Here is a 26,068-nt window from a genome sequence, read left to right as displayed (position 1 = left end):
TCGAATATAAAAAGCGTTGTAAATACAAGTCCTTTATCCTAACTGTTCTACTTCTTTATGGTTACGAAGCGTTTCAAACCATGCATATAACTGCTGATATGTGCTATAAACCAGTTCCTTTTCTAATTGTAATTGGTTTATTTTCTCACGATACGTGTTTGATTCGGTTAAATCACGCTTTTTCATTTCTTCTGTCATAAAAATGACACCGTCTTTTATTGTAACAAATTCTAACTCAAAAAACACCTGTGTCATGAAATTTACTGTATCTTTTGACCAGCCCTTATGACGGCAAAGCTGCTCTCCGTATTGACGAAGCGAGAACGGTGCTTTTTGATGCAGGAATGAAAAGTACCATTTAAAGTGTTCTCTCGTTGGAACCGTACTAAACAAATGATTATTTTCTTGATAAAAAACCGTATAAATGCGGGCTGGAAATCCTTTTTCACATATGTGCTTTAAATCTTCTGTCGCATCCGGTAAATCAAGAATAACAACGTAGCGATCTTCGAATGTTGTCACATCTTTAGCCTGTATTGCGTAATCTTTATATGCTTCTAACGAAAACTTTTGCAATGCTTCTTCCTTAAAATACACAATTGTCAGTTTATCACGCGAAAGATCTGCTAAATTCGTTTCTACATTACGCATACTACGCCAATCAAATAATTGCCAAGCTTCTACAGCAATGTCTTGAACCATAATTTGTGGTTTACGGAAATTATTCCATTCATTAATAGAAGCTTCTCCAACGATTGATACTTTCGCTACAGGAGAAATTTCTTTTGCAAATGCTCCGAAACCAAAGCCAATACTATCTAATGTTGCTGGTCCATCGCGAAGTGTCATTTTTAAATGTGAGCCATCAGAACCAATGGCACGAATACTTTCTAGACTTGCATCTTTCACAGCGACGCGCGGTTTTGGATTCCCGACACCGAACGGAGCAAGCTTTTGCATTTCTTCGATTGCATCCAGCGTGACATCTTCCACTTTACATACTACATCTACCGTAGTGACAGGAATAAAATCTTCATCTGATAACAATGCAGCAGCTTGCTCGTTTAGACGGCGGCGCAGTTCATCAACATCCTCTATATTAAGAGTCATACCAGCCGCCATTGGATGCCCACCAAAATGCGGTAAAATATCACGACAATCTGATAAATTCGAATATAAATCAAAACCTTCAATACTACGAGCTGAACCTTTTGCTGTGCCTTTTTCAGGATCAATACTTAAGACAATTGTCGGCCTGTAAAAACGATCTACGAGCTTCGAAGCAACAATCCCAATTACACCGGGATTCCATCCTTCTTTTGCTAAAACTAATACTGTATTCTCTTTTGGTGGATAATGTGCTTCTACTTCTGCAATCGCTTCTTCTGTAATTTGCTTTACAATGTCTTTTCGTAATTTGTTTAGTTCATCAATTTCTTGTGCAAGTTCTTTTGCTTCTTCTACGTCTTCTGATAATAATAAATGAACAGCTGGGGCAGCATCTTCTAATCGTCCAACCGCGTTAATGCGTGGTCCAATTGCAAACCCTACACTTTCTTCTGTAATTTCACCTTGCGAAATATTAGCAACTTTGAACAGCGCTTGTAAACCTATTCGCTGCGTTGTTCGCATTTTTTTCAATCCACGCTGTACAAGTAGACGGTTTTCACCATTAAGAGACACTAAATCGGCTACTGTACCAATAACAGCAATTTCTAATAAATGTTCTGGTACACTACCAAGCAAAGCATGAGCAACTTTAAACGCCACACCAACACCTGCTAAATAGTGAAATGGATATATACCGCCATCTAACTTCGGATGAATGATAGCCAAAGCTTCCGGCAATTCTGGCGGAGGCTCATGATGATCAGTAATAATTAAATCAATGCCAAGCTCCTTCGCAACTTGCGCCTCATGAACAGCTGCGATCCCTGTATCAACTGTAATAATAAGCGAGAAACCAGCGCGATGCGCCCAGCGAAACGCTTCTTCATTCGGTCCATATCCTTCTGTAAATCGGTTCGGAATATAAAACTCTACATCCGCTCCGATTTCTTGTAATGCTAAAAATAAAACGGTTGTACTACTAACACCGTCCGCATCATAGTCACCGAAAATTAAAATTTGTTCACCGTTTTGAATCGCTTCGCGAACGCGCTCTACAGTACGATCCATACCTTCAAGTAAAAAAGGATCGTGAAATTCTTGCTGCTCTGTATTTAAAAAATCCACAATCTTTTCTTCTGTATCTAAACCTCTATTTAATAATAACGAAGTAACAAGAGATGACAATTGAAGTTTATTTGCCAATTGTTCTACAAGTTCCTCATTATTATCCTTTTCTTTCCAACGCGTCTTCGGTTGTAACACGAAATCACCCCTTAACCTGTCTATTATACTAGACAGATTAAGGGGTGACAATGAGGTTTGATTAACCAATTGGCGCTTACAAGTTTTCATTAGTCAGGAGAATAGGGATTTATGTGAACAAAAACATTTTGTACATGATCTTGCTGCATGAGCACCTCTTTCACACGTTTACCAATACGATGTCCTTCTTCTACCGTAATGTATGGATCAACAGACACTTTAATATCGACGATAACATAATGCCCATGCTCTCTTGCATATAGCGAACCTATTTTCTTAATTCCTTCTACTTGCATAACCGCTTCTCTCATCGGAATAATATCTTCCTCATGAAGCACATGATCCAGTGTTGTATGAATCGCTTCTTTGCCGATATCCCAAGCCATTTTTATAACGAGTAAAGATACAAATAAACCGGCAGCTGGATCGGCATATACAAGCCACTCCATCCCAAATTTATCCCCTATAATTGCTGCCCCAATACCAATTAAAGCCGCAATTGATGAAAACACATCCGAACGATGCTCATACGCGTTTGCAATAATTGCATCACTATTTATCCTTTTGCCTAACTTATATTTATAACGAAACATTCCTTCTTTCACAACAATCGAAAGAAGTACAGCAATCACAGTAATCCAGCGCGGAGGCTCAAGCACTTGTGTAAAAGCTTTAACAGAAGAAATAACAATTTCAATTCCGACAATAAACAAAAGAACAGCTACAATGATTGCAGAAATAGATTCAGCTTTTCCGTGTCCATATGGATGATCCTCATCAGGCGGTTGCTTCGCTGCGCGGAGTCCAAAAAAGACTGCTAATGAGCCGATAACATCCGAACCAGAATGAACTGCATCCGCCATAAGCGCTTTACTATTTCCAATATATCCAATAACAGCTTTGACAATCGCAAGCACAATATTGCCGACAATTCCAACAATTGCCCCAAATTCCGCTTGTTTAAAACGTTCATCTTTTTCCATAATCGAAACCCTTTCTTTCATCAACGTACACTTTATCCCACTATTCGCGGACAGTAAGACCCTCGCCTCGAACGAGGCAAAAAACACCTCCCTGTCAGGGACGTGGGCGTCCTGCGATTCTGAACGAGCCGCTTCCGCTTTTCTAAAGAAGATAGATGATGGATAATTGTCCGTAAAAGTCCGATTGGGCGGACTTTCCATCAGCGAGGGATAAAGTCCCGTACTAACCTTCACTTTATTCTATCCCAGAACAAAAAAAGAAATGCCTGCAAAGAGGCATCTCTTTTCATTCAAATTCACATGATTTTTTCTTATACTTGCGGTTCAGATGTCTTTACTTCTACTTTCTTCTGACCTTTTCCTTTTTTCAAACGGCGGTTTTCAAGCATCAACCAAATTTGGGATGCAACGAAAACAGAAGAGTAAGTACCAACAATTAAACCAACAAATAATGCAATTGAGAAGTTACGTAATGACTCACTGCCGAAAATTAACAATGTAATAACAGGCAGTAACACCGTCATAACCGTATTAATAGAACGACCGATTGTTTGGCGAATACTCGCATTCACAATCTCTTCTAAATCGCTTAATGTGCGAATTTTTTGCTTCTGTTTGTATAACTCACGATTTCGGTCAAACGTAACAATCGAATCGTTAATAGAATAACCGATAATTGTTAACACCGCTGCGATAAACGTAAGATCAACTTCTAAATGAAGTAGACTAAACACAACAATAATAAAGAATGCATCGTGCAGAAGCGCTAATACTGCTGATAATGCATATGTGAAGCGGAAGCGAATGCTCACATATAAAATGATAACAGCTGATGCAATCAACACAGCTATAAGTGCATTTCGCGCAATTTCTTTCCCAATTGTCGGAGAAACTGTACTTACGTTTGGTTCTGTACCATATTTATCGTGGAAGGCTGTTTTTACTTTCGAAATATCATCTTTTGATAGTACACCAATTGTACGAACAGCAAATCCTTTATTATCATTACCTGTTGGCACGATATCTTCTTGCTTCACATCTACTTTCAAATCATGCAACTCTTTTTGTACTTGTGATACCGTTATCGCTTGATTTGTTTTAATATCCATGCGCGTACCACTTTCAAAATCAATGCCTAGATTCAATTTGAAAATCGGTAAAATAATCGCACCCGCAATCATGACAACAACTGAGAACCAGAAGAATTTATGTCCGATACTAACAAAGTTAATACGGTCAAATTTCGTTGGTGCGTGTTCTACACCTTTTGATAGCGGAATAACTTCCTTCGGTTTTACACCAAAGTAAGCATATTTTTTATCAAAGTAACGGCTCTTCACAAGTAAGCCAAGTAAGAAACGTGTACCATATACGTTTGTGATAAAGCCAACTAAAATACTTACAATTAAACTTGTCGCAAATCCTCTAACAGAACTTGTACCATACGCAAACAATACTCCTGCTGCTGCAAGTGTTGTAACATTTGCATCTAGAATGGTTGATAATGAACGCTGATTACCTGCACGATATGCCGATAGCATCGATTTTCCTATGCGCAGTTCTTCTTTCAGCCTTTCATATGTAATAACGTTTGCATCAACCGCAATCCCGACCCCGAGCACGAGTGCTGCTATACCCGGCAATGTAAGAACCGCGTGCATCCAATTGAATACGAGTAACGTTATGTAAATATATAAACCAAGCATAATTATCGCTACAAGACCAGGTAGACGATAGAATACAAGCATAAATAAGAAAATAAGCGCTATACCGATTGCACTAGCAAAAATTGTTTTTTGCAGTGCTTGCTCACCAAATTTCGCTCCAACCGAAGTAGAGTATATTTCTTTTAAATCAACAGGAAGTGCTCCGGCATTTAACAACTCTGAAAGTTGTTTTGCGCTCTCTACTGTAAAGTTTCCACCAACAATAGATACTTCCGCTTGATTAAATACTTGACTCACAGTAGCTGCTGATAAATATTTCGGTTTTGGCTTCGCTGCTTCTGCCTTGTAAGAATCTTTTCCTTCTTCAAAGTCAAGCCAAATTACCATTAAGTTGTTCGGCTTCATGTTTAATACTTTCTCAGTCACTTGACGGAATTTATCAGCACTCTTTAACTTTAAGCCAACACTTGGTCGACCTTGCTCATCGAACGTTTGCTTTGCACCGTTCGTTGCTAAGTCCGCACCGTCCATAAGGATGTTATCATTTACATCACGGAACGTTAATTTCGCTTGCGTTGATAATACATCTCGCGCTTGCTGTTGATCTTTAATGCCAGCAAGCTGCACACGAATGCGATCATTTCCTTCAATTTGGATATTCGGTTCGCTTACACCAAGAACGTTTACACGTTTTTCGAGTGCACCAACCGTACTCACAAGAGTATCCCTTGTAACTTTATCCCCTTTTTTCGCTGGCTTTACTTCATATAAAATTTCAAAGCCGCCTCGAAGATCAAGTCCGAGATTAATTCCTTTTGTAATGTTTTTTGTCGTTGCTCCAATGATTCCTCCAATTAATAACACAACGAGGAAAAAGGCAACGATTCTGCTGCTTCGCTTTGCCATATGTTTCTTGTTCCTCCTTTGAACAAAAGCACTTGTTCCAAAATTACCTCTTTATCAATACTCACTATTATACTGCAAGAGGAAGAACAAACCAATTACAACCTTATTATTTATTTTCATATTCTTCAAACGACCAAAGCGGTGCTTGATATGCCTTCATCGTTAAATATGTCATATAATCGTTAGCTGTTAACGTTAGCACATCATTTACAAGCTCATACAATCTGACATCGCGCCCTACTTTTTTCCACTTTCTATCCTTTAAACACTTCCATACATCTTCTAGTGTAACACGATCATAGCCGAGCATTTGAAACTCTTCCACCTTACTGTCCAAAACGATTTGTAATTGCTCTCGATACGCTTCTACTAATGCCTCTTTCTCAGCCATTTCTAGCTCATCTCCTTCTGATCTCACGTTCCTCATTTCAAAAGCTTGTCATGCTTATCTTATTCATGCATATAAATTATTGTAAATCATTCCACTGATTTTGAGAAGGTAGGAGAAAACGATGACGAAACAAACCTTTTTACGTGGTGCTTTTATTTTAATGCTCGCTGGTTTTATTACAAAAATATTAGGCTTTATTAACCGTATTGTAATGGCGCGCATTTTAGGCGAAGAAGGCGTTGGGCTATATATGATGGCTGTTCCAACATTTATATTAGCTATTACCATTACACAAATCGGCCTTCCAGTTGCCATTGCAAAACTGATTGCTGAAGCAGAAGCTACACACGATAAACAACAAGTTAAAAAAATATTAACCGTTTCATTAGCTATTACCTCAATCATTAGTATTCTATTAACAATTGGAATTATGCTTCTTGCTCCTTTATTAGCAGAAACATTATTAACTGATAAACGAACCTACTATCCATTAATTGCTATTTTACCAGTTGTACCTGTCATTGCCGTTTCCTCTGTACTTCGTGGTTACTTTCAAGGAAGACAAAATATGAAACCGAGCGCCTATGCACAGGTGCTAGAACAAGTCGTTCGTATTACGATTATTGCTGTATGCATTCGCTTTTTTTTACCATATGGAGTCGAGTACGCTGCCGCAGGTGCCATGCTCTCAGCTGTACTTGGAGAAATCGCTTCTTTATTATTTTTATTAACATTATTTCAAAGAGAAAAACACCTTGCCATTCATTCCCATTTTATAAGTACTGTAAAAGAAAGTAAAAGCACCTTTTATTCTTTAATGGATATTGCACTTCCTACGACGGGAAGCCGCTTAATTGGATCTATTTCTTACTTTTTCGAACCAATCGTTGTTATGCAAAGTTTAGCAATTGCCGGAGTTGCAGCTTCTATCGCAACGCAGCAATACGGTATATTAAATGGGTATGCCTTTCCACTTTTGTCTCTGCCGGCCTTTATTACATACGCTCTTTCTACAGCACTTGTTCCCTCTATTAGTGAAGCAAATGCAAAAAAACAGCTCCGTCTAGTAGAGCATAGATTACAACAAGCTCTGCGCATCTCTCTTATTACAGGGGGATGGTCCGTCGTCATTTTATATGTATTCACTTCGCCCATTTTAACGCTTATGTACGGTTCCGATAGTGCTACACTTTTCATTCAAGTACTTGCACCTTGCTTTTTATTTCACTATTTTCAGGGGCCACTCACATCTGTATTACAAGCTCTAAATTTAGCACGAGCTGCTATGATGAATACGTTTATCGGGGCAATTGTGAAATTACTCGTTATTTTCGTTCTTGCCTCACAACCACAGTTTCAAATGATGGGCGTCGCTCTTGCAATTGCAGCCAATATCGTTACAGTTACTTTACTTCACTATGCAACTGTCTTAAAAAAAATTACGTTTACTATTTATATAAAAGATTATATTTATGGTTTACTTGCTATTATCATCGCTGGGGGCGTGGGCTATTACATACATAAACACATGATCTTCTCTCCTTCACTTGGCATGCAAACATTATGGGAAGTACTATCTACCTCCGCACTATATGTATTCCTATTAATCCTTTTTGGCATTATTCGAAAAGAAGAATTACTAAGACTCCCGATTCTTCGTAAATTTTCCTTTTTTAAATAAAAACAGCTATCGATTTTAATTCGATAGCTGTTTTTATTTATTACAGTCTTTCATAATAAACAAGCGTTGTATGTTCGTTCAACCTTTTTCTTACCCCAGTCTGTACAAAACCCATTTTTTCATACAGATAACAGTTCCGTTTTTCCTCTAAAATTGTGGCTAATTCCCAACTTGTTGCTTGGGGGAACATTTCTTCTAATAACAATATTATTTTCTGGGCAATTCCCTTTCCTTGATACTTCGGAAGAATGAACATTGGACTAATCCAAAATTCAGTTGCCCCTTCTTTCCAAACTATACTCACAGCACCAACAACGTCCTTATTGTATATGATTTTATAAAATTCACCGTACGGATTGTTAATTCTTGTAATGACTCTATCAAGCTTCTCATTTGCCGGATTCGTATTATAATCTTGGTATGTTTCCAATAACGGTAGAAAAGCCTCTACTTGCATAGCGTAAATCAATTCCGCGTCAGAAACTGTTGCTTTTTCTAGTCTGACTCCCATATCATTCACTCCAAATTAGACTTCTTTTCCCTCTTCTATTCTACAAAGTTCCATGAAGTCCTGTTTGGATCGTATATTTACTCATCTTTTAAATCCACAAAAAACTGACCATTTTGAAAACTACAATATGAAATCTTCTCAATATCGGTATGTCCTAATTTCTTTAACTTATCCTTCAGCCATATATCAGTATGTTCCATCATGTATAAATGTTTTTTCTGAATCTCTCCATCAATAATAAGCGGAAGTGAAAATAATGGTGTGTCATTTTTACTTTTTTTACTTTTTTGTTTTTCAAATATTGATAACCTTCCCGATGGCTCTAAAATCGCATACTCGACATCACGTATATCACCGATACTTTCCTCACGTAATTGCATAAGTAAATCATCCATGTTGTATCGCTGCTTACGCATCTGCTTTTCATCTATCTTTCCCTCACGTACGATAATAGCTGGTTCTCCTTCTAATATGTGACGCATACGCTGACTTTTTAGTGAGACAAAGGATAACACAATTTGAATAATCATAATCAGCACCATCGGAACGAGTTGATGCCAAATTGCCTTATCCATATTTTCAATTGCAATAACCGCCATTTCACCAAGCATAATAAACACAACTAAGTCTAAAACACTTAATTCACCAATTTCACGTTTTCCCATGAGCCGAAAAATAATTAACATCACACTATATAAAAGAATTGTTCGAAAGACAATTTGAAGTAGTTCCATCTTCTCTTTCCTTTCTCATTGCAATTTCTACCCATTAGTTTCCCCGCACAAAAAGAAACTAGTCTAACTTAGTAAAAGAGGAAATATGCTTGTATTAGAAAGGAGAGATGCTCTATGGATGGAACGAAAAAATTATCAATTGCAGTTGGATTCGGCATCGTTACCTTACTTATTTTCGCTTGCCTAGCAAGCATCATCATTGCTTTATTATTGAAATTTACAAACATAAATGAAGGGACTTTATCCATCGCACTTCTTATCCTTGCCATTGTGTCGACAGTAATCGCTGGATTTGTTGCTGGAGTAAAAGCACAAGGAAAAGGATGGTTTGTTGGTGGATCAACTGGAGGCATATTTGCTATTCTCGTATTTCTTGTAAATTATTTAGGGTTTTCATCGACATTATCAAGCGCACAACTTCTATATCAACTTATCATTATTGCAGCAAGTACAATTGGAGGCATACTTGGAGTCAACATCGGTAAGCGAACAACATATTAAACATAGAAGCTGGACAATAAAGAAATGCGGAAGTGGCTCGTTCAGAATGTGAGGGGGATGGAGCTTCTGACGTAGAGGTGTTTTTACCTCGTAGGAAGAAGCGAAGCCACCGAACATTCTAGCCACTGGAGCTAGACAATGTTTCTCTCTCAACCTTGAGGTGGGGGGCTTACTGCCCACGAATAGCGGGATACATTTCACAAGTCAAAATCCACTAGAAAAAGCAAATTATATTTTCTCATTCTCGTTATTATTTACTAGCAATACTTACGTTTATTAAAAAAAGGTGTCCTAAAAGTAATACTTTTAGGGCACCTTTTGCATTAGTTTTTCACAACTTCACGAATTGCGCTACGATCAAATGTAAGGTGTGAACCACCAGATTTAATCACAATTGTTGTATCATTTACAGATTCAATTGTACCGTGTAAGCCACCAATTGTTACGATTACATCACCTTTTGTCAGTTCGCTTTGCATTTGCGCTACAGCCTTTTGACGTTTTTGTTGCGGACGAATTAATAAGAAGTAGAAAATCGCAAACATCGCAACGATCATGACAATATTCATCATACCTGGATTCATCTTTTATTCCTCCTCAATTATTATGTATTAGAAGTTTTTAGCATTCGGTTTATTAAAGCCATATTGTTCAAAGAACTCCTCACGGAAATCTCCAAGACGGTCTTCACGAATGGCTTGTCTCACCTGCTCCATTAAGTTTAACAGAAAATGCAGGTTGTGGTAAGACGTTAAACGAATTCCGAATGTTTCATCACATTTCATTAAGTGACGAATGTACGCGCGTGAATAGTTTTTACATGTATAACAATCGCAATTCGGATCAAGCGGACCAAAGTCTTTCGCAAATTTTGCATTTTTCACAACTAAACGGCCTTCACTTGTCATACACGTACCATTTCGTGCAATACGAGTTGGAAGTACACAGTCAAACATATCGATACCACGGATTGCACCGTCAATTAACGAATCTGGTGATCCAACACCCATTAAATAACGCGGCTTGTTATCAGGAAGAAGCGGTGTTGTAAATTCAAGCACACGGTTCATAATGTCTTTCGGTTCTCCAACAGATAAACCACCAACCGCATAACCTGGGAAATCCATTGAAACAAGGTCGCGTGCACTTTGACGGCGAAGTTCTTCAAACTCTCCGCCCTGTACAATACCAAATAGACCTTGATCCTCTGGACGCTGGTGTGCTTTTAAGCAACGTTCTGCCCAGCGGCTCGTACGCTCTACTGATTTTTTCATATACTCAAATGTTGCCGGAAACGGCGGACACTCATCAAATGCCATCATAATATCAGAACCAAGTGCATTTTGAATTTCCATTGCCTTTTCTGGTGATAGGAATAATTTATCCCCATTTAAGTGATTACGGAAGTGAACACCTTCCTCTTCAATACGGCGGAAGTCACTTAAACTAAATACTTGGAAACCGCCAGAATCTGTTAAAATCGAACGATCCCAGTTCATAAATTTATGTAAGCCGCCTGCCTCACGTACAATTTCATGACCAGGACGAAGCCATAAATGATACGTATTACTTAAAATAATACCCGCATCCATCGCTTTTAGCTCTTCTGGTGACATTGTTTTTACTGTCGCAAGTGTTCCAACTGGCATAAAAATTGGTGTTTCAAATGAACCGTGCGGTGTGTGAACACGACCTAAACGCGCGCCCGTTTGTTTACATGTTTTAATTAATTCATAACGTATTGCTGTCATATCTTTACTCCTTTTTTATTTCTTCTCTACTTGAGAGTGAGATGCAACAAACATCGCATCACCGAAGCTAAAGAAACGATATTTTTCTTTTACCGCTTCATTGTAGGCATGAAGAACATTTTCTCTTCCTGCAAATGCACTCACAAGCATAATTAAAGTTGATTTTGGCAAATGGAAGTTTGTAATTAAACCATCAATTGCTTTAAATTCATATCCTGGATACATAAAAATATCAGTCCAGCCAGAAGCCGCGCAAATCTTACCATTATTATCTGTTGCAATCGTTTCAAGTGTACGCGTTGATGTTGTTCCAACAGTAATAATACGACCACCTTCTTGCTTCACACGATTTAAAAGGTCTGCCGTTTCCGCTGACATATGATAATATTCCGCATGCATATGGTGTTCTTCAATTGTATCTGCAGAAACCGGTCTAAATGTCCCTAGACCAACATGAAGCGTAATAAACGCTAACTGAATACCTTTTTTCTTCAGTTCTTCTAACAGCTCTTCTGTAAAATGAAGTCCTGCTGTTGGCGCTGCTGCTGAACCAACCTCACGTGCAAATACCGTCTGATAACGGTCACGGTCTTCAAGTGTTTCTTTAATATACGGAGGAAGCGGCATTTCACCAAGCTCATCTAAAATTTCATAGAAAATGCCGTCATATGAAAATTCCAAATGACGTCCGCCTTGTTCGCCAGTTCCGATACATATTGCTTTTAGCTTTCCTTCGCCAAAAGAAATAATCGTTCCTTCTTTCACACGTTTCGCTGGTTTAACAAGTGTCTCCCAAGTATCCCCATCTTCTTGCTTTAATAAAAGCACTTCAATATGTGCACCTGTATCTTCTTTTACACCGTGCAAACGAGCAGGCATTACTTTCGTTTCATTTAAAACTAAGCAATCCCCTTCATGTAAATAAGAAAGAATATCCATGAAATGTTTATGCTGAATCTCGCCCGTTTCACGATCTAACACCATTAATCTTGATGTTTCCCGCTCTTCAAGTGGCACTTGTGCAATGAGTTCTTCTGGTAAATGAAAATCAAACAGATTAATATCCATAACTTATGTTCACCTATTTCTATTTAAATCTATTTATTACGTACATAATAAAAGATAATACAATACTTATCACAATACACGTAATGATGGGAAAATAAAAGGTAACGTTTCCCCTTTTCACAAAAATATCGCCTGGAAGCCTACCTATAAACTTCCAAGCTAATCCAACAACTATGAAAAGAATACCTACTGTAATGAGCAGCTTTGGCATATCCGTCATGCTTGTGGCATCTCTAATCCAAAGTGTTCATATACAAGCGGTGTAACAATACGACCTCTTGGCGTTCTTTGCAAGAAGCCAATTTGTAGTAAATATGGCTCATACACATCTTCAATTGTATGTGATTCTTCACCTATAGTTGCAGAAACCGTCTCTAATCCAACTGGACCACCGCGGAATTTTTCAATAATACCAAGCAATAATTTATGGTCAATATGATCAAGCCCAAGCTTATCTACTTGTAGTAGTTCGAGGGCCATTTGCGTAATTTCTATCGCAATCGTTCCATCGCCTCGAACTTGCGCAAAATCACGTACACGGCGCAATAAACGATTGGCAATACGAGGCGTACCTCGTGCACGCCTTGCAATTTCTAAGGCAGCTAAGGAGTCAATTTCCACCTCAAACACTTCTGCAGTACGTTCTACAATGGCTGATAACTGATCAACTGTGTAATATTCTAAACGAGACAATACACCGAAGCGATCTCGAAGTGGTGCAGATAACGCCCCTGCACGCGTTGTTGCTCCAATTAACGTAAATGGAGGTAAATCGAGCCGAACGGAGCGTGCACTTGGGCCTTTTCCAATGACAATGTCAAGACAAAAATCTTCCATTGCTGGATACAACACCTCTTCAATTGAACGATGTAAACGGTGAATTTCATCAATAAATAAAACATCACCCGGTTGAAGTGCTGTTAATACTGCTGCTAAATCACCAGGTCGTTCAATTGCTGGTCCTGACGTTGTACGAATATTCACGCCCATTTCATTCGCAATAATGTTTGCTAATGTCGTTTTCCCAAGTCCTGGTGGTCCATATAATAAGACGTGATCTAACGTTTCCTCACGCATTTTCGCCGCTTCAATAAATACTTCTAAATTATGCTTTGCTTTATCTTGGCCAATATATTGACGGAGCGTTTGTGGTCTTAACGAATATTCTAAGTCCGCATCTTCATACGCGGATTCTCCTGAAACGAGACGTTCATCCATTCTACTCACCTCTTACCGTTTAGTAAAAGACTAAGTGCCTTTTTAATATATTGATCCGTCGTAAGTGATTCTTTTAATAATTCTGGCACGACGCGAGATACTTCTCGCTCTGCATATCCAAGTGCTCTAAGTGCTTCCAAAGCTTCATCAAGTTCGACAGATGTTCCCTTCTTCTCATCGAAACGCTCTGCATCTGAAAATAAGTCAACAAAAGCATCAGGCACAACATCCGCCAATTTCCCTTTTAAGTCTAAAATCATTTGACGCGCTGTTTTCTTTCCAACACCTGGGAACTTCACTAAGAATTTTTCATCCTCATGTTCAATCGCTTGTACAACCTGCCCCGTTTGACCTGAAGCTAAAATCGCAAGCGCTCCCTTCGGCCCAATCCCCGATACACCTAAAAGCTTTGTAAATAGTAAACGCTCTTCACGCGTTTTAAATCCGTAAAGGGCCATTATATCTTCTCTTACATAATGATATGTATATACACGAAGTTCTTGTTTACTTCTTTGGAATACATACGGATTTGGCGTGAAAATTTGATAACCAATTCCATTATGATCAAGAACGATATACTCCGGTCCTACATATTCCACATAACCTGTAATATATTCAAACAAAACTGTATCTCTCCCTCTCAAATCATGTATTCCATTTTAACATAAATAACATTAGAAATGCGAGGTTCCCCCAACAAATGTTCTCTATCCTATTTTTTCATTTTCATATTAACACGCTGCTCTTGAAAAATGATTTTAGCAAAATAAAAATAAGAAACAAGCCGCAGCTACCTTACGCTACGGCTGTTTCCATTTCTCAGAGAATATTGTTCCATATCTTTCATCACTTTTACGAACCGCTCTTTTGACTTCACCCGAATTCCTCGCTTCAGCTGTTCACGCTGATAACTTTCCATCTTTTTTATATCAATTTGAAAGAAGGAATGAATGGCATTGTCATCTTTCGGCACACCGTTAAAAATTTGGAGAATTCCCTCTTTCGAAACGCCAAAATACCCACTCGTTTTTAATAACGGCGAAATATCATCAATGTGCTGTTGCAATACAATTTGCACATCATCTCGGTCAACGAGTTGCCAATCTTCATATTGCTCTAAAAGCTTTTCTAAATTCACAACTTCTTCTCTAATAATCTCCTGACTCACTTCCCCATCTAAATATATACGCTGCAACATGACTGTAATTTGAGGCTCCTGTCTAGCTGCATTACCCGAACTCTCTGCCAATGCTACATTCGATTCATGATACAAACAAAACGCAGCTAGCACAATCTGCATGGCAACGATCATGAACTTCATATGCTGTCACCTCTTTTAGGGAAAATAAAAACTTCTATTTACAGTTTGGCCGAAAATAAAAGTTTTATGCCCCTTAGAAGATTCGAAGTTAGATATCTCGAAAAGCAGCATTAACTCATTATATAGATATAAATTAAAAACCCCTCGCTTTTAGGTGGGCGAGAGCATCTGGCCATACATAGAAACGGTCAGGGCCTGTTCCTGCCACATGCAAGGTTTAAAACAAAAGGAGAAAGCAAGTAGCGGTTATGTTTTATTCTGCATAACAGCAATTGATATGTCGAAGAATTTAAAATGAATTTGTATAAAATAATTTCTTTTATCCATAAAGAAGGAGGTGTACAAGATTAAGAACACAAAAAAGCGGAATAAGTTCTTCAACCTATTCCGCTACCATTTTCTATATAAATAAGAAAGACGCCTGTCATGCAGGCGTCTTGATGCGTTTACGGCGAGAGACCAGGCGGCCACATCCGCGTGTTTAGCACTTAAGCATATCTCTCGTCTTACGTAAATTAGCTCATCGCTTTGTTAATATAACATTAATGCTAAGAGAAAGCAAGAAAAAAATAATAATCAAAAACGCTGTCTCTAAAAAGAAGGATCATTTCACAAAATGTCGAATATGGAGAACACTTATAAAGAAAGGATATAGAATGATGACACAAGTGATCTTATTTAGGGGAAAAATATGTACCGGTAAAACAACAATATCAAATTCTGTAGGCGCACAGCTACATATACTGGTTATTCATAAAGACGATTTATATGACTCCATCGCTAAACATGTAACAGATTATTTTACTCGAAACAAAATTTGCTTTGATATTCTTTTCCGATTGTTAGAATCCACTCTTGCTTGCAATGCAACCGTTATTATCGATTTTGGCTATAACCATTTAGAGGACGTACTGAAGTTAAAATCTTGGGTCGAACAACGAGAAGGGATTTTAACGTCTATTTCATGTATTTGCAGTGATGAATCTGTCTGGGCGCGTCGACTAAATGAACGAAAAACAAATCCTCAGCCAAATCAACTCATCACGGACTTACATGAATTAAAACAACATTATAGTACAATTAATGCAGACTTATTAGAAGATGAACTTCAATTAGACTGCATAGAAAATATTCATTTATTAACAGAAAAAGCAATACACTACATAAATAAAAAGAAGGGGAAATAATTCCCCCTCTTTCCATTATCGCACCACGTTAGTTACATTTGTACGAAGGTCTCGGAACATATTTGTTACATCACGATTTAAATCATTTGTAATTGTTCCATTTCGTAGCTGCGTACTCATTGTATCAACGCGAGTAAACATATCTGCTTTTGCTGTTACATAGACATTACGATTGTTCACAAGAGGCGCAACAGCTTTGCGAATGTCATTTTCTAGCGCTTTTTCGTCTGGATTGTTGCGAGTTTTGACCGCAATGACAACATCATTACCACGTACAACAGTAGAAACACGATCTACATTATCCATCCCTTTTACTCGGTTGGAAACTGCTTCAGCTACTTTTCCATCGTTGTTTATATACGTGTTGTTCATCGTTACATTACGAGTTGGGTATGGGTTCGTCATTTGTCCATGATAGTTTACATCACGGTAATAATTGTATCCAACGTTATCACGACGATTGTGAACGTCTTGATTAATTTTTGTATACTTTACATTCCCATACTGGTCAGTTCGCGTATCGTTACGGTATGTGACATAATCTGTGTAACGGTCTGTACCTGCTACATTATCTCTATGCGGATACGCATTCTCATAAGATGTGCGCTCATAATTATAAGTAGCATTACGGTCCATCGCACTTTTATTTTTCGGTGTACCACATGCAGCTAACGCACTGGTAACTAACAAAGAAGCAGCAATAATTTTAATTTTTTTGTTCAATGCAAAAACCCCCTCTGTTAGAATGAACTTTTCATTCGAAAAGCTCCTTCTTATCATGAGTCACAAAGAGGTTTTTTACACTGTAAGTATTTTACTTAAAATTTCGAATGTGCTGCTTCTAAATGACACTTATGACCTAAGTGAGCATGAAGACGCTCAATAATTAAGGAGATCTTTTTTAGGAACTCCCTTTCATTCTACTCCCTAAAGACCTGCGCTTACTACATACATCTAATACAATACTGCTCCCAACAATAAGTCCTTTTACAATTCTTTGTACTCAAAATACTTTATTTTGTAATCTCCACCAAATTACCAAACAGATTCTCATACAAAAACCGTTCTTTATAAAAGAACGGCTTCTTATCACTCTTATTAATTTTCTTCTTCTGGATAAGGTGTTCCAAATACAGAGGGAGAACTTTGTTGGTAATACATTGTGCCCGGCTGCGGTGTATACGGAATATATGGGTTTTGCTGATGAAGCTCCCGCGGGAAATAAGGCATACCTGGCTGCGGACTATACAGTTCTGGTTCACCCTCACAACCACAATCTTCTTGCATTAGCTCCATTGGCGGCACATTATTATCCATTGTGCCAGGCGCAACATTCGAATTCGACATAAAAGTGTGTTGCATATCATATGGTGGTCTCCCCTGCATTGGTGGCATTCCCTGCATCGGCGACATTCCCTGCATTGGCGGCATTCCCTGCATTGGCGGCATTCCCTGCATTGGCGGCATTCCCTGCATTGGTGGCATTCCCTGCATTGGCGGCATTCCTTGCATTGGCGGCATTCCCTGCATTGGCGGCATTCCCTGCATTGGCGGCATTCCCTGCATTGGCGGCATTCCCTGCATTGGCGGCATTCCCTGCATTGGCGGCATTCCCTGCATTGGCGGCATTCCCTGCATTGGCGGCATTCCCTGCATTGGCGGCATTCCGTAGTATGGATTTTGTTGGTGTGGCATTTGATTACTTTCCATCATTGGCATCATATTTGGCATTTGACTATTTTCCATCATCGGCATTACATTTGGCATTTGATTACTTTCTAGCATTGGCATCACATTTGGCATTTGATTGCTTTCTATCATTGGCATCATATTTGGCATTTGATTACTTTCTAGCATTGGCATCACATTTGGCATTTGATTGCTTTCTATCATTGGCATCATATTTGGCATTTGATTACTTTCTAGCATTGGCATCACATTTGGCATTTGATTGCTTTCTATCATTGGCATCATATTTGGCATTTGATTGCTTTCCATCATTGGCATCATATTTGGCATTTGACTATTTTCCAGCATTGGCATTATGTTTGGCATTTGATCATTTTCCATCATTGGCATCACGTTTGGCATTTGATTACTTTCCATCATTGGCATCATATTTGGCATTTGATTGTTTTCTATCATCGGCATCACATTTGGCATTTGATTGCTTTCCATCATTGGCATCATATTTGGTATTTGATTGCTTTCCAACATTGGCATTATATTTGGCATTTGATTGCTTTCCATCATTGGCATCATATTTGGTATTTGATTGCTTTCCAACATTGGCATTATGTTTGGCATTTGATCATTTTCCATCATTGGCATCATATTTGGCATTTGATTACTTTCCATCATTGGCATCACGTTTGGCATGTGGCTATTTTCCATGATTGGCACCGTAATATTAGGTGGAAGTGCTTGTGGAATTTCTTTTGTGACATTTGGTGCGACAACATTACTTACATTTTCTTTCTTTACTTCTGGAGCAACGATGTTACTTACGTTTTCTTTCTTTACTTCTGGAGCAACGATGTTACTTACGTTTTCTTTCTTCACTTTTGGAGCAACGATATTACTTACATTTTCTTTCTTCACTTCCGGAGCAACGACATTACTTACGTTTTCTTTCTTCACTTCCGGGACAACGACATTACTTCCCTTCATTTTATTTACTTGCGGAGCAATTAAATCGTTCCCTTTTTTTATAATATCAGCAATTTTATATCCTTTCGCAGGTTTAACCGGCGCTTGCGGCGGCTGTGGTAAAATGTTTACGGAAAATTTTGTGCTCTCTTTTTGTTTTTCCACTTTACTAACAGTCGGTTGCTTTTCAATAATAGGTTGTTTTTCCACCGGTTTCTCTTTTTGGATAGGCTGTTCTTTTTGGATAGGCTGTTCTTTTTGGATAGGTTGCTCCTTTTGCGCTTTTACTTGCATTTCCTTCTGCATTTTTTGTATTGCCGGCTGTTCTGTAATTGGTCCGGCTTGTGGAGTCATTTCTTCCTCTTCTTCTATACCAAGAGGTTTCGGCGCTACTGGAAATTCTTTTTGCTGTACTTCTTTTACATATTCTTTTGGAGGGACTGAACCCGCACCTGGATTTTTTTTAATTGGAACACCGTTAGATGGTACTTTAATTTTCATGCCTGGCATAATTAAATCTGGATTACTAAGCTGTGTATTCGCTTGTTTCAATGCTTCAAAATCCACCCCGTACTTTTTCGCAATTTTCCAAAGGGTATCCCCTTTTTGCACGATATGAATTTTCAATTTTTCCCCCTCCTGTATAACTTATCTATAATAAAAACGAGTATAAACACAATGATTGCTTCACCACAATGTATGCTCATAAAAACAAAATTATGTACAAAAGAAAAAGCAACGAAAATCCGTTGCTTTTATACTCACTCTAACATTCTGTTTAATGCAAGTACCGCGAATTCCGTTACTTTTTTATCTACTTCAATTACATTTACATGTTCGTCGCGCTCAATTGCCTCCAGTGCCCATAGTAAATGTGGTAAATCGATACGATTCATCGTTAAACATGGACACATAAATGGATTCAATGAAATAATTTCTTTATCTGGGTGCTGCTGAATAATACGATTGACTAAGTTCATTTCTGTACCGATTGCCCACTTGCTTCCAGACGGAGCTTTTTCAATCATATCAATAATATATTTTGTTGAGCCAGCATAATCAGAAGCTGCAACAACTTCATAACAACATTCCGGATGAACAATAATATTCATATCCGGATGGTTTTTTCTTACATTTTCAATATTTTTCACAGTAAAATTTTGATGGACGGAACAATGCCCTTTCCATAAAATGACTTGAATATCTTCCATATTCCCATCATATTCTAATGAATCTGTATGCGGATCCCAAACTGCCATGTTTTCTAGCGGTACACCAAGGTCATATGCTGTATTACGTCCTAAGTGCTGATCTGGTAAGAATAAAATCCGCTCTTTTTGTGTAAACGCCCATTTTACCATCTCTTTCGCATTAGAAGATGTAACTGTCGCGCCGTCATTTCGGCCGCAAAACGCTTTAATTGCAGCGGTTGAATTTACATAAGTTAATGGAAGTATTGTATCTCCAAATAGTTGCTGCAATTCTTTCCAAGCTCGCTCTGTTTGTTCAATATCAGCCATATCAGCCATCGAACAACCAGCTCGCATATCAGGAAGAATAACAATTTGCTCATCTGTTGTTAGCATATCAGCTGTTTCTGCCATAAAATGAACACCACAAAATACAATATACTTTGCCTCTTTATTACGCGCTGCTACTTGGGCAAGCTGCAAAGAATCTCCTGCCCAGTCTGAAAACTGAACGACCTCATCTTTTTGGTAATGATGTCCTGGTATGAAAAGCTTTTTCCCCATCTTTTCTTTAATTTCACGCACACGCGCTTCCATCTCTTCGATTGACATTGTTCCATAACGATCTGGTAACATCGTTTCAATCAGTTGCACTGTTTCTAAAATATTCATCAGTGAAGTCCCCCTCTTCCCTCAATCACACTTCAATATTAAAACTAATATCTAACGCTTTAACAGAATGCGTTAAGAGCCCCAACGAAATGTAATCCACACCGGTTTGGCCATACTTGGCTATATTTTCCATCGTAATCCCGCCCGAAGCCTCTGTAACAATTGCGCTTGGCACGAGCTTACAATATTCGCGCACTTCTTCTGGTGTACGATTATCAAACATAATAATGTCTGCTCCGGCAGAAACTGCTTCTAATACTTGTTCTTCCGTCTCGGTTTCTACTTCTACTTTCACCATATGTCCGAGCTGTTCTTTCACCGCTGTTACCGCTTTTGTAATCGACCCGGCAAATGCAATATGATTATCTTTAATCATGACACCATCGTATAATCCGAAACGATGATTATAACCGCCGCCGCATACAACGGCATATTTATCAAACATACGAAGCCCTGGCATCGTTTTTCTCGTATCACAAATGCGTGTATGATTGCTTTCAAGTGCAGTAACTGCATTTCTTGTCATCGTTGCTACACCGCTCATACGCTGAATAACATTTAACACAACACGCTCAGCTGTTAACAAAGGAGCAATCGACCCTTGTACAGTAGCAAGAATTTCTCCGTTTGTTACCATGTCCCCGTCTTTTTTATGAAGTGTAACTTCAATTCGATGATCTAATACTGCAAAACCTTCCTTAATTACATCAGCTCCTGCAAATACACCCGTATCTTTGACAAGAAACGTTCCCTTTGCTTGCAGATCGTTTGGAAAAATAAGCTGCGATGTTACGTCTCGCTCCCCGATATCTTCTAGAAAAAATTGCTTTAATGCCTCTTTTACTTTTAATGAATTCATAGTACCCCTCTTTTCTTACGCAAATCTCAACAGGTTTCTTCTCATTACAATTTCGCGTAGCTTATTACTCCGATTTGGAAAGTCACTGCGATAATGACCGCCGATACTCTCTCTTCTTTGCAGTGCAGCTTTTGTTAGTAGCTGACAAACTGTTAACATATTGATAATTGTTATATCTTCATTTGTGAGATTTTCACATGGAAGCGGTTTGTTATATGTTCCATACTGCTCTAACCATTGCTTCGCGTATAATAAACCTTCTTCTGTTCGGACGATTCCAACGTATTGCATCATCATCTCTTGTATTTCTTCTTTGTTTGGTAATTGTATTTGTTGTAAATCACCATTCACTATTTCATCGTTACCGACGATTCGCGGTCTACTATTTTCTAAAATGTGTTCTCCGACACGTTTTCCAAATACAAGACCTTCTAATAATGAATTACTCGCAAGGCGATTGGCTCCATGTACACCATTACACGCGACTTCACCAACTGCATATAAACAATTGATTGACGTTTCCCCGTTACAATTTGTTTTTACACCGCCCATATGAAAATGAGCGCCTGGCACTACTGGAATGCACTTACTTTCCATGTTAACGCCACTTTTTTCACATAAAAAAGAGACCGTTGGAAATCGTTCTTCAAAATTTGCAATAGATGATATATCTAAGTGTACCGTTTCACCAGCTAACATTTGTTCATGAATAGCACGTGCCACCACATCACGCGGTGCAAGGTCTTGTTGCTCATGAATATTCGTCATAAAGCGCTCTCCTTTTCCATTTCGAAGAATCGCTCCTTCTCCGCGCACCGCTTCTGAAACAAGGCCGCAGCAAGCACCATTGACATGCAACATTGTTGGATGAAACTGTACAAATTCTAAATCAACAAGTTCTCCGCCAGCTCGATACACCATGGCTAACCCATCGCCTGTAACAGTACAATCATTGGAAGTAAAGGCATACAGTCCTCCAATACCTCCTGTTGCCAATACAACACTCTGCGCGTCATACTTTTGTATATTTCCTTCACTATCACGTGCTACGACACCATGACAAGTTTGATTTTCTATTATCAAATCCAAGACCATTTCTTGTTCAACAACCGTCACGTATGGAAGTACTTGCTCTGCAAGATGCGCTAATAAGTTTTTCCCGGTTGCATCCCCGCCTGCGTGTAAAATACGCCTTTGTCGATGCGCTCCTTCCTTTCCAAGATGAAGCCCTCGTTCATCGCCATCAAAGCGCATCCCGTTATCTAATAATGTTTGCATTTCTCGTGGCCCATGCTCTACTAAATAGCGCACCGCTTCGGTATTGTTATAATGGCAACCTGCTGTAAGCGTATCTTCATAATGATTATCTGGATGATCCGATGAAGATACTGCTGCTGCAATCCCGCCTTGTGCTAAATTTGTATTGTTGTTTCGCCCTGTTTTCTTTGTGATAATCATCACATTCTTTTCGTGACAAATGGTTTGTGCAACGCGCAGCGCCGCAACCCCACTTCCGATAATTAAGACATCTGCATTTGGCATTTTCATTGCCCCCTACTTTACACTTTTCAACTGTCTTGACACCTATATTTACATATATTTAAAATAATAACAAGAACTTTTTAGAAACCGACAAAAAAATCTAATACAGAAAGGGCTATGCTCTATGATATATATGGATTATGCTGCAACAACACCTATGAGTAAGGAAGCGCTAGAGACGTACACAAAAGCCGCTGAACGTTATTTTGGAAACGAACAAAGCTTACACGATATTGGCGGGACTGCCTCCTCTTTATTACAATCTTGCCGCCAAACATTTGCTGCGATGATCAGTGGGAAAGAACAAGGCGTTTTTTTTACGAGCGGTGGATCTGAATCGAACTATCTTGCGATTCAATCGTTACTAAATACTCAGAGCGGTACTCATATTATTACAACACCTATTGAACATGCATCAATACGAAATTATTTTCACCTTCTTCAAAAGCAGGGCTATGAAATTACTGAAATTCCGGTGGATTGCTTTGGCATGATTCAACTTGACAAACTCGAGCGTGCGATTACAGAACAAACCGTGCTTGCAAGTATTCAACATGGAAACTCTGAAATCGGCACACTGCACCCAATTACTGAAATTGGAGCCATTCTTAAAAAGCATAACGTCTTATTTCATACAGATTGTGTGCAAACATTTGGGAAAATACCAATCAATGTGACTAAGATGAATATTGATAGTCTCTCTGTTTCAGCTCATAAAATTTACGGTCCAAAAGGGGTGGGAGCATGCTATATAAACCCGCAAGTACGCTTTGGACAAGTGTTTCCTGGTACCTCTCATGAAAAAGGATTTCGTCCCGGTACCGTGAATGTTCCTGGCATCGCTTCGTTTATTACAGCAGCGCAGCACATGTTAAAGAATCAACAAGTGGAAGTTACTCATTTACAAGAATTGCGAACATACTTTATCCAGCAATTACAAGCTCTATCACCCGAAATACAAGTTGAAGGTCATTCTACTTCTTGTTTACCGCATATCATTGGGGTTACAATAAAAGGAATAGAAGGTCAGTATACGATGCTAGAATGCAACCGCCGCGGCATTGCGATTTCAACAGGAAGTGCTTGTCAAATGGGGAAACAAGAGCCTTCTAAAACGATGCTTGCGATTGGCAAAGAACATGATGAAGCGAAGCAATATGTCCGTTTTTCATTCGGACAGCAAACAACAACAGAACACATTGATGCAGTGATTCATGCAATTACAGAAGTTAGAAATCAATTCAATAGAGGTGTTAATAGAAAATGAATCAAAATGACCAAAAAAAAATTTTAGGTGAGGAAAGAAGACAGCTCATTTTAGAATGGCTCCTCGCTGCAAATAAACCATTGTCCGGTAGTGAATTAGCAAAGAAAACAAACGTAAGCCGTCAAGTTATTGTACAAGATATTTCTTTATTAAAAGCACGAAACGAACCTATTATTGCAACAGCGCAAGGATATTTATATTTGAAACCGACAGAAAAACAACATACTACATTCGAGCGTATTATCGTTTCCAATCATCTGCCATCACAAGTACGCCAAGAGCTTACAATACTTGTTGATCATGGAGTTACAATTAAAGATGTAAAAGTGGAACATCCAGTGTACGGAGACTTAACTGCTTTAATTCTGGTAAGTAACCGCTTTGAACTTGAACAGTATTTAAAAAAGATTGAAGAAACAAAAGCAACTTATCTATCTCAGCTTACAGATGGGATTCATTTGCATACAATTGAAGCAGATTCGCTCGAAAAGTTACATGCTGCTTGTGAGGCATTGGACCGGGCTGGATTTCTTGTTCATTAAAAAACGCACAGAGAATTTTATTTTCTCTGTGCGTTTTTTATTTTCATCATGCTACAATGGAGAAAATGATGGGAAAGGAGATAATATATGGGAATTGAACTCATTCACTTTAGCATCGGGAAGCCAAAAACAATTCAATATGCAGAAAATAAAGAAATGACAAGCGGCATATGTAAACAGCTTGTTGAAGATGCCTTTTTATCAAAAGATGGATTTCAAGGAGACGGTGTTGCAGACTTACGCTTTCACGGAGGGCCTGATCGTGCTGTTTGTATTTATCCTTATGAACATTATGATTTGTGGGAAAACGAGTTTCATACATCCCTTCCTTCATCTGCATTTGGAGAGAATGTAACAGTTACAAATATGTTAGAGCAAGATGTTTGTATTGGCGACATTTATCAGCTCGGAGATGCAATTGTTCAAGTGACGCAAGGAAGAATTCCGTGCAGTACAATTTCGAAACGACTCGGCATTCCTGGCATGTTACCTCGCATTGTTGAAACTGGCTATACAGGATATTTATGCCGCGTTCTACAAGAAGGGGCAGTTCGTAAAGATTCACAAATTACATTTCTCGAACGTCATCCACACCAAATTTCCATTCTATTTGCGAACGAAATCTATTTCCGGGGACAAAAAGATGTAGAGGGCATGGAAAAAATTATTGCTGTTCCCGAACTCGCCGAAGATTGGCGAAAATCATTAACCGCACGGCTTGAAAAATTAACATAAAGTGAAACTTCCATCAGTGGAGAGTTTTTTCATCTCCCACTGATGGTTAGTTGAACCAATCGGGCTTTTACGGGCAGTTATCCCCCATCTACCTTTCTCGTTTCTCTCTGAATCTTGATGTGGGGGTCTTACTGCCCGTTAATGCGGGATAAAATACGAAATGAGATTCTTTTTTCAAACCCAATAAGAAGAATAACTCCCAAGTAATGTAACCGAAAAACCAAGTGCTTCTAATTCCATTTTCACTCCTGGAAGCAGAGCATTATCATACTCTTTCTCCACATCAATTAAGAAAAAATAATTACCAAGACCTGTCTTCA

General features: G+C 38.6%; 23 protein-coding genes and 2 pseudogenes. 6 read left to right on the top strand and 19 right to left on the bottom strand.

From position 1 onward, the window contains the following. Positions 1–33 precede the first annotated feature (33 nt). From recJ to PLX19_RS01260, 4 genes are all read right to left on the bottom strand, one after another. Positions 34–2,373 carry a single-stranded-DNA-specific exonuclease RecJ gene (gene recJ, locus PLX19_RS01275; protein ID WP_272186705.1) on the bottom strand — a complete coding sequence of 780 codons (2,340 nt, stop codon included), beginning with the start codon at positions 2,371–2,373 and terminating at the stop codon, positions 34–36. Positions 2,374–2,462: 89 nt separating this feature from the next. Next, the gene (locus tag PLX19_RS01270) at positions 2,463–3,356 is read right to left on the bottom strand and encodes a cation diffusion facilitator family transporter (RefSeq protein ID WP_272186704.1); all 894 of its coding nucleotides are present in this window, start codon (positions 3,354–3,356) and stop codon (positions 2,463–2,465) included. Between the two features lie 311 nt (positions 3,357–3,667). Continuing rightward, on the bottom strand, positions 3,668–5,929 hold the full coding sequence (gene secDF, locus PLX19_RS01265) for a protein translocase subunit SecDF (protein ID WP_272186703.1): 2,262 nt from the start codon (positions 5,927–5,929) through the stop codon (positions 3,668–3,670). Positions 5,930–6,035: 106 nt separating this feature from the next. Next, positions 6,036–6,320 carry a post-transcriptional regulator gene (locus tag PLX19_RS01260; RefSeq protein WP_272186993.1) on the bottom strand — a complete coding sequence of 95 codons (285 nt, stop codon included), beginning with the start codon at positions 6,318–6,320 and terminating at the stop codon, positions 6,036–6,038. Between the two features lie 121 nt (positions 6,321–6,441). Between PLX19_RS01260 and spoVB the strand changes: the two genes are divergently transcribed. Beyond that, entirely contained in the window at positions 6,442–8,001 is a 1,560-nt protein-coding gene (gene spoVB / locus PLX19_RS01255) for a stage V sporulation protein B (RefSeq protein WP_272186702.1), read from the top strand. A gap of 40 nt (positions 8,002–8,041) precedes the next feature. Here the strand turns inward: spoVB and PLX19_RS01250 are convergent, their stop codons facing one another. Continuing rightward, entirely contained in the window at positions 8,042–8,512 is a 471-nt protein-coding gene (locus tag PLX19_RS01250; protein WP_272186701.1) for a GNAT family N-acetyltransferase, read from the bottom strand. Positions 8,513–8,589: 77 nt separating this feature from the next. After that, the gene (locus PLX19_RS01245) at positions 8,590–9,246 is read right to left on the bottom strand and encodes a DUF421 domain-containing protein (protein ID WP_272186700.1); all 657 of its coding nucleotides are present in this window, start codon (positions 9,244–9,246) and stop codon (positions 8,590–8,592) included. A gap of 114 nt (positions 9,247–9,360) precedes the next feature. On the opposite strand from PLX19_RS01245, the gene PLX19_RS01240 reads away from it, so the two are divergent. Further along, positions 9,361–9,747, top strand: coding sequence for a TIGR04086 family membrane protein (locus PLX19_RS01240; RefSeq protein WP_272186699.1), 387 nt, complete (start codon positions 9,361–9,363; stop codon positions 9,745–9,747). A 323-nt stretch (positions 9,748–10,070) separates the two neighbouring features. On the opposite strand, the gene yajC is transcribed toward PLX19_RS01240, so the two are convergent. The 7 genes from yajC to PLX19_RS01205 all read right to left on the bottom strand — a co-directional run bounded on the left by yajC (position 10,071) and on the right by PLX19_RS01205 (position 15,105). Further along, positions 10,071–10,331 (bottom strand): preprotein translocase subunit YajC, encoded by a 261-nt coding sequence (gene yajC / locus PLX19_RS01235; protein WP_272186698.1) that lies wholly within the window; start codon positions 10,329–10,331, stop codon positions 10,071–10,073. 27 nt (positions 10,332–10,358) lie between these two features. Beyond that, on the bottom strand, positions 10,359–11,498 hold the full coding sequence (gene tgt / locus PLX19_RS01230; RefSeq protein ID WP_272186697.1) for a tRNA guanosine(34) transglycosylase Tgt: 1,140 nt from the start codon (positions 11,496–11,498) through the stop codon (positions 10,359–10,361). Between the two features lie 15 nt (positions 11,499–11,513). After that, a complete protein-coding gene (gene queA / locus PLX19_RS01225) occupies positions 11,514–12,566 on the bottom strand; it encodes a tRNA preQ1(34) S-adenosylmethionine ribosyltransferase-isomerase QueA (protein WP_272186696.1) in 1,053 nt (350 codons plus the stop codon). Between the two features lie 19 nt (positions 12,567–12,585). Continuing rightward, positions 12,586–12,786: a DUF2905 domain-containing protein gene (locus PLX19_RS01220; RefSeq protein WP_272186695.1), complete on the bottom strand. Its 201-nt coding sequence runs from the start codon at positions 12,784–12,786 to the stop codon at positions 12,586–12,588. Further along, positions 12,783–13,784, bottom strand: a complete 1,002-nt coding sequence (gene ruvB, locus PLX19_RS01215; protein WP_020060815.1) for a Holliday junction branch migration DNA helicase RuvB — start codon at positions 13,782–13,784, stop codon at positions 12,783–12,785. The genes PLX19_RS01220 and ruvB overlap by 4 nt, the downstream gene beginning before the upstream one ends. Before the next feature lie 5 nt (positions 13,785–13,789). Then, positions 13,790–14,407 carry a Holliday junction DNA helicase RuvA gene (gene ruvA, locus PLX19_RS01210; RefSeq protein WP_272186694.1) on the bottom strand — a complete coding sequence of 206 codons (618 nt, stop codon included), beginning with the start codon at positions 14,405–14,407 and terminating at the stop codon, positions 13,790–13,792. A 167-nt stretch (positions 14,408–14,574) separates the two neighbouring features. Then, entirely contained in the window at positions 14,575–15,105 is a 531-nt protein-coding gene (locus tag PLX19_RS01205; RefSeq protein WP_272186692.1) for a BofC C-terminal domain-containing protein, read from the bottom strand. A gap of 659 nt (positions 15,106–15,764) precedes the next feature. On the opposite strand from PLX19_RS01205, the gene PLX19_RS01200 reads away from it, so the two are divergent. Next, positions 15,765–16,292, top strand: coding sequence for an AAA family ATPase (locus PLX19_RS01200; protein WP_272186691.1), 528 nt, complete (start codon positions 15,765–15,767; stop codon positions 16,290–16,292). Positions 16,293–16,307: 15 nt separating this feature from the next. Here the strand turns inward: PLX19_RS01200 and PLX19_RS01195 are convergent, their stop codons facing one another. From PLX19_RS01195 to nadB, 5 genes and pseudogenes are all read right to left on the bottom strand, one after another. Continuing rightward, positions 16,308–17,015: a YhcN/YlaJ family sporulation lipoprotein gene (locus PLX19_RS01195; RefSeq protein WP_272186690.1), complete on the bottom strand. Its 708-nt coding sequence runs from the start codon at positions 17,013–17,015 to the stop codon at positions 16,308–16,310. 1,023 nt (positions 17,016–18,038) lie between these two features. Continuing rightward, positions 18,039–19,568, bottom strand: a pseudogene (safA, locus tag PLX19_RS01190) (SafA/ExsA family spore coat assembly protein); the annotation flags it as partial. Positions 19,569–19,702: 134 nt separating this feature from the next. Beyond that, entirely contained in the window at positions 19,703–20,803 is a 1,101-nt protein-coding gene (gene nadA, locus PLX19_RS01185; RefSeq protein ID WP_272186688.1) for a quinolinate synthase NadA, read from the bottom strand. Positions 20,804–20,828: 25 nt separating this feature from the next. Then, positions 20,829–21,662 (bottom strand): carboxylating nicotinate-nucleotide diphosphorylase, encoded by an 834-nt coding sequence (gene nadC, locus PLX19_RS01180; protein WP_272186687.1) that lies wholly within the window; start codon positions 21,660–21,662, stop codon positions 20,829–20,831. 15 nt (positions 21,663–21,677) lie between these two features. Continuing rightward, a complete protein-coding gene (nadB, locus tag PLX19_RS01175) occupies positions 21,678–23,204 on the bottom strand; it encodes an L-aspartate oxidase (protein ID WP_272186686.1) in 1,527 nt (508 codons plus the stop codon). Between the two features lie 124 nt (positions 23,205–23,328). Between nadB and PLX19_RS01170 the strand changes: the two genes are divergently transcribed. From PLX19_RS01170 to PLX19_RS01160, 3 genes are all read left to right on the top strand, one after another. Then, on the top strand, positions 23,329–24,471 hold the full coding sequence (locus PLX19_RS01170) for an IscS subfamily cysteine desulfurase (protein ID WP_272186685.1): 1,143 nt from the start codon (positions 23,329–23,331) through the stop codon (positions 24,469–24,471). After that, entirely contained in the window at positions 24,468–25,013 is a 546-nt protein-coding gene (locus PLX19_RS01165) for a transcription repressor NadR (protein WP_272186684.1), read from the top strand. The genes PLX19_RS01170 and PLX19_RS01165 overlap by 4 nt, the downstream gene beginning before the upstream one ends. Positions 25,014–25,100: 87 nt before the next feature. Further along, on the top strand, positions 25,101–25,748 hold the full coding sequence (locus tag PLX19_RS01160; RefSeq protein WP_272186683.1) for an MOSC domain-containing protein: 648 nt from the start codon (positions 25,101–25,103) through the stop codon (positions 25,746–25,748). A gap of 174 nt (positions 25,749–25,922) precedes the next feature. Here the strand turns inward: PLX19_RS01160 and PLX19_RS01155 are convergent. Continuing rightward, a pseudogene (locus PLX19_RS01155) lies at positions 25,923–26,068 on the bottom strand (prephenate dehydratase); the annotation flags it as partial.

Origin of the sequence: Bacillus sp. BP-3 (genome assembly GCF_028401955.1) — a bacterium.
GTDB lineage: Bacteria > Bacillota > Bacilli > Bacillales > Bacillaceae_G > Bacillus_A.
Note: the sequence above shows the minus strand (reverse complement) of the source record. Positions and strands in the feature narration are given on the sequence as shown.

Bases quoted from the DNA above. Each gene is read 5' to 3' on its own strand.
- PLX19_RS01240 (WP_272186699.1), top strand. From the start codon at position 9,361: ATGGATGGAACGAAAAAATTATCAATTGCAGTTGGATTCGGCATCGTT.
- PLX19_RS01260 (WP_272186993.1), bottom strand. From the start codon at position 6,320: ATGGCTGAGAAAGAGGCATTAGTAGAAGCGTATCGAGAGCAATTACAA.
- PLX19_RS01245 (WP_272186700.1), bottom strand. From the start codon at position 9,246: ATGGAACTACTTCAAATTGTCTTTCGAACAATTCTTTTATATAGTGTG.
- spoVB (WP_272186702.1), top strand. From the start codon at position 6,442: ATGACGAAACAAACCTTTTTACGTGGTGCTTTTATTTTAATGCTCGCT.
- PLX19_RS01200 (WP_272186691.1), top strand. From the start codon at position 15,765: ATGACACAAGTGATCTTATTTAGGGGAAAAATATGTACCGGTAAAACA.
- tgt (WP_272186697.1), bottom strand. From the start codon at position 11,498: ATGACAGCAATACGTTATGAATTAATTAAAACATGTAAACAAACGGGC.
- ruvB (WP_020060815.1), bottom strand. From the start codon at position 13,784: ATGGATGAACGTCTCGTTTCAGGAGAATCCGCGTATGAAGATGCGGAC.
- secDF (WP_272186703.1), bottom strand. From the start codon at position 5,929: ATGGCAAAGCGAAGCAGCAGAATCGTTGCCTTTTTCCTCGTTGTGTTA.
- PLX19_RS01160 (WP_272186683.1), top strand. From the start codon at position 25,101: ATGGGAATTGAACTCATTCACTTTAGCATCGGGAAGCCAAAAACAATT.
- PLX19_RS01205 (WP_272186692.1), bottom strand. From the start codon at position 15,105: ATGAAGTTCATGATCGTTGCCATGCAGATTGTGCTAGCTGCGTTTTGT.
- PLX19_RS01220 (WP_272186695.1), bottom strand. From the start codon at position 12,786: ATGACGGATATGCCAAAGCTGCTCATTACAGTAGGTATTCTTTTCATA.
- nadB (WP_272186686.1), bottom strand. From the start codon at position 23,204: ATGCCAAATGCAGATGTCTTAATTATCGGAAGTGGGGTTGCGGCGCTG.
- PLX19_RS01165 (WP_272186684.1), top strand. From the start codon at position 24,468: ATGAATCAAAATGACCAAAAAAAAATTTTAGGTGAGGAAAGAAGACAG.
- nadA (WP_272186688.1), bottom strand. From the start codon at position 20,803: ATGAATATTTTAGAAACAGTGCAACTGATTGAAACGATGTTACCAGAT.
- yajC (WP_272186698.1), bottom strand. From the start codon at position 10,331: ATGAATCCAGGTATGATGAATATTGTCATGATCGTTGCGATGTTTGCG.
- PLX19_RS01170 (WP_272186685.1), top strand. From the start codon at position 23,329: ATGATATATATGGATTATGCTGCAACAACACCTATGAGTAAGGAAGCG.
- nadC (WP_272186687.1), bottom strand. From the start codon at position 21,662: ATGAATTCATTAAAAGTAAAAGAGGCATTAAAGCAATTTTTTCTAGAA.
- queA (WP_272186696.1), bottom strand. From the start codon at position 12,566: ATGGATATTAATCTGTTTGATTTTCATTTACCAGAAGAACTCATTGCA.
- PLX19_RS01250 (WP_272186701.1), bottom strand. From the start codon at position 8,512: ATGGGAGTCAGACTAGAAAAAGCAACAGTTTCTGACGCGGAATTGATT.
- PLX19_RS01270 (WP_272186704.1), bottom strand. From the start codon at position 3,356: ATGGAAAAAGATGAACGTTTTAAACAAGCGGAATTTGGGGCAATTGTT.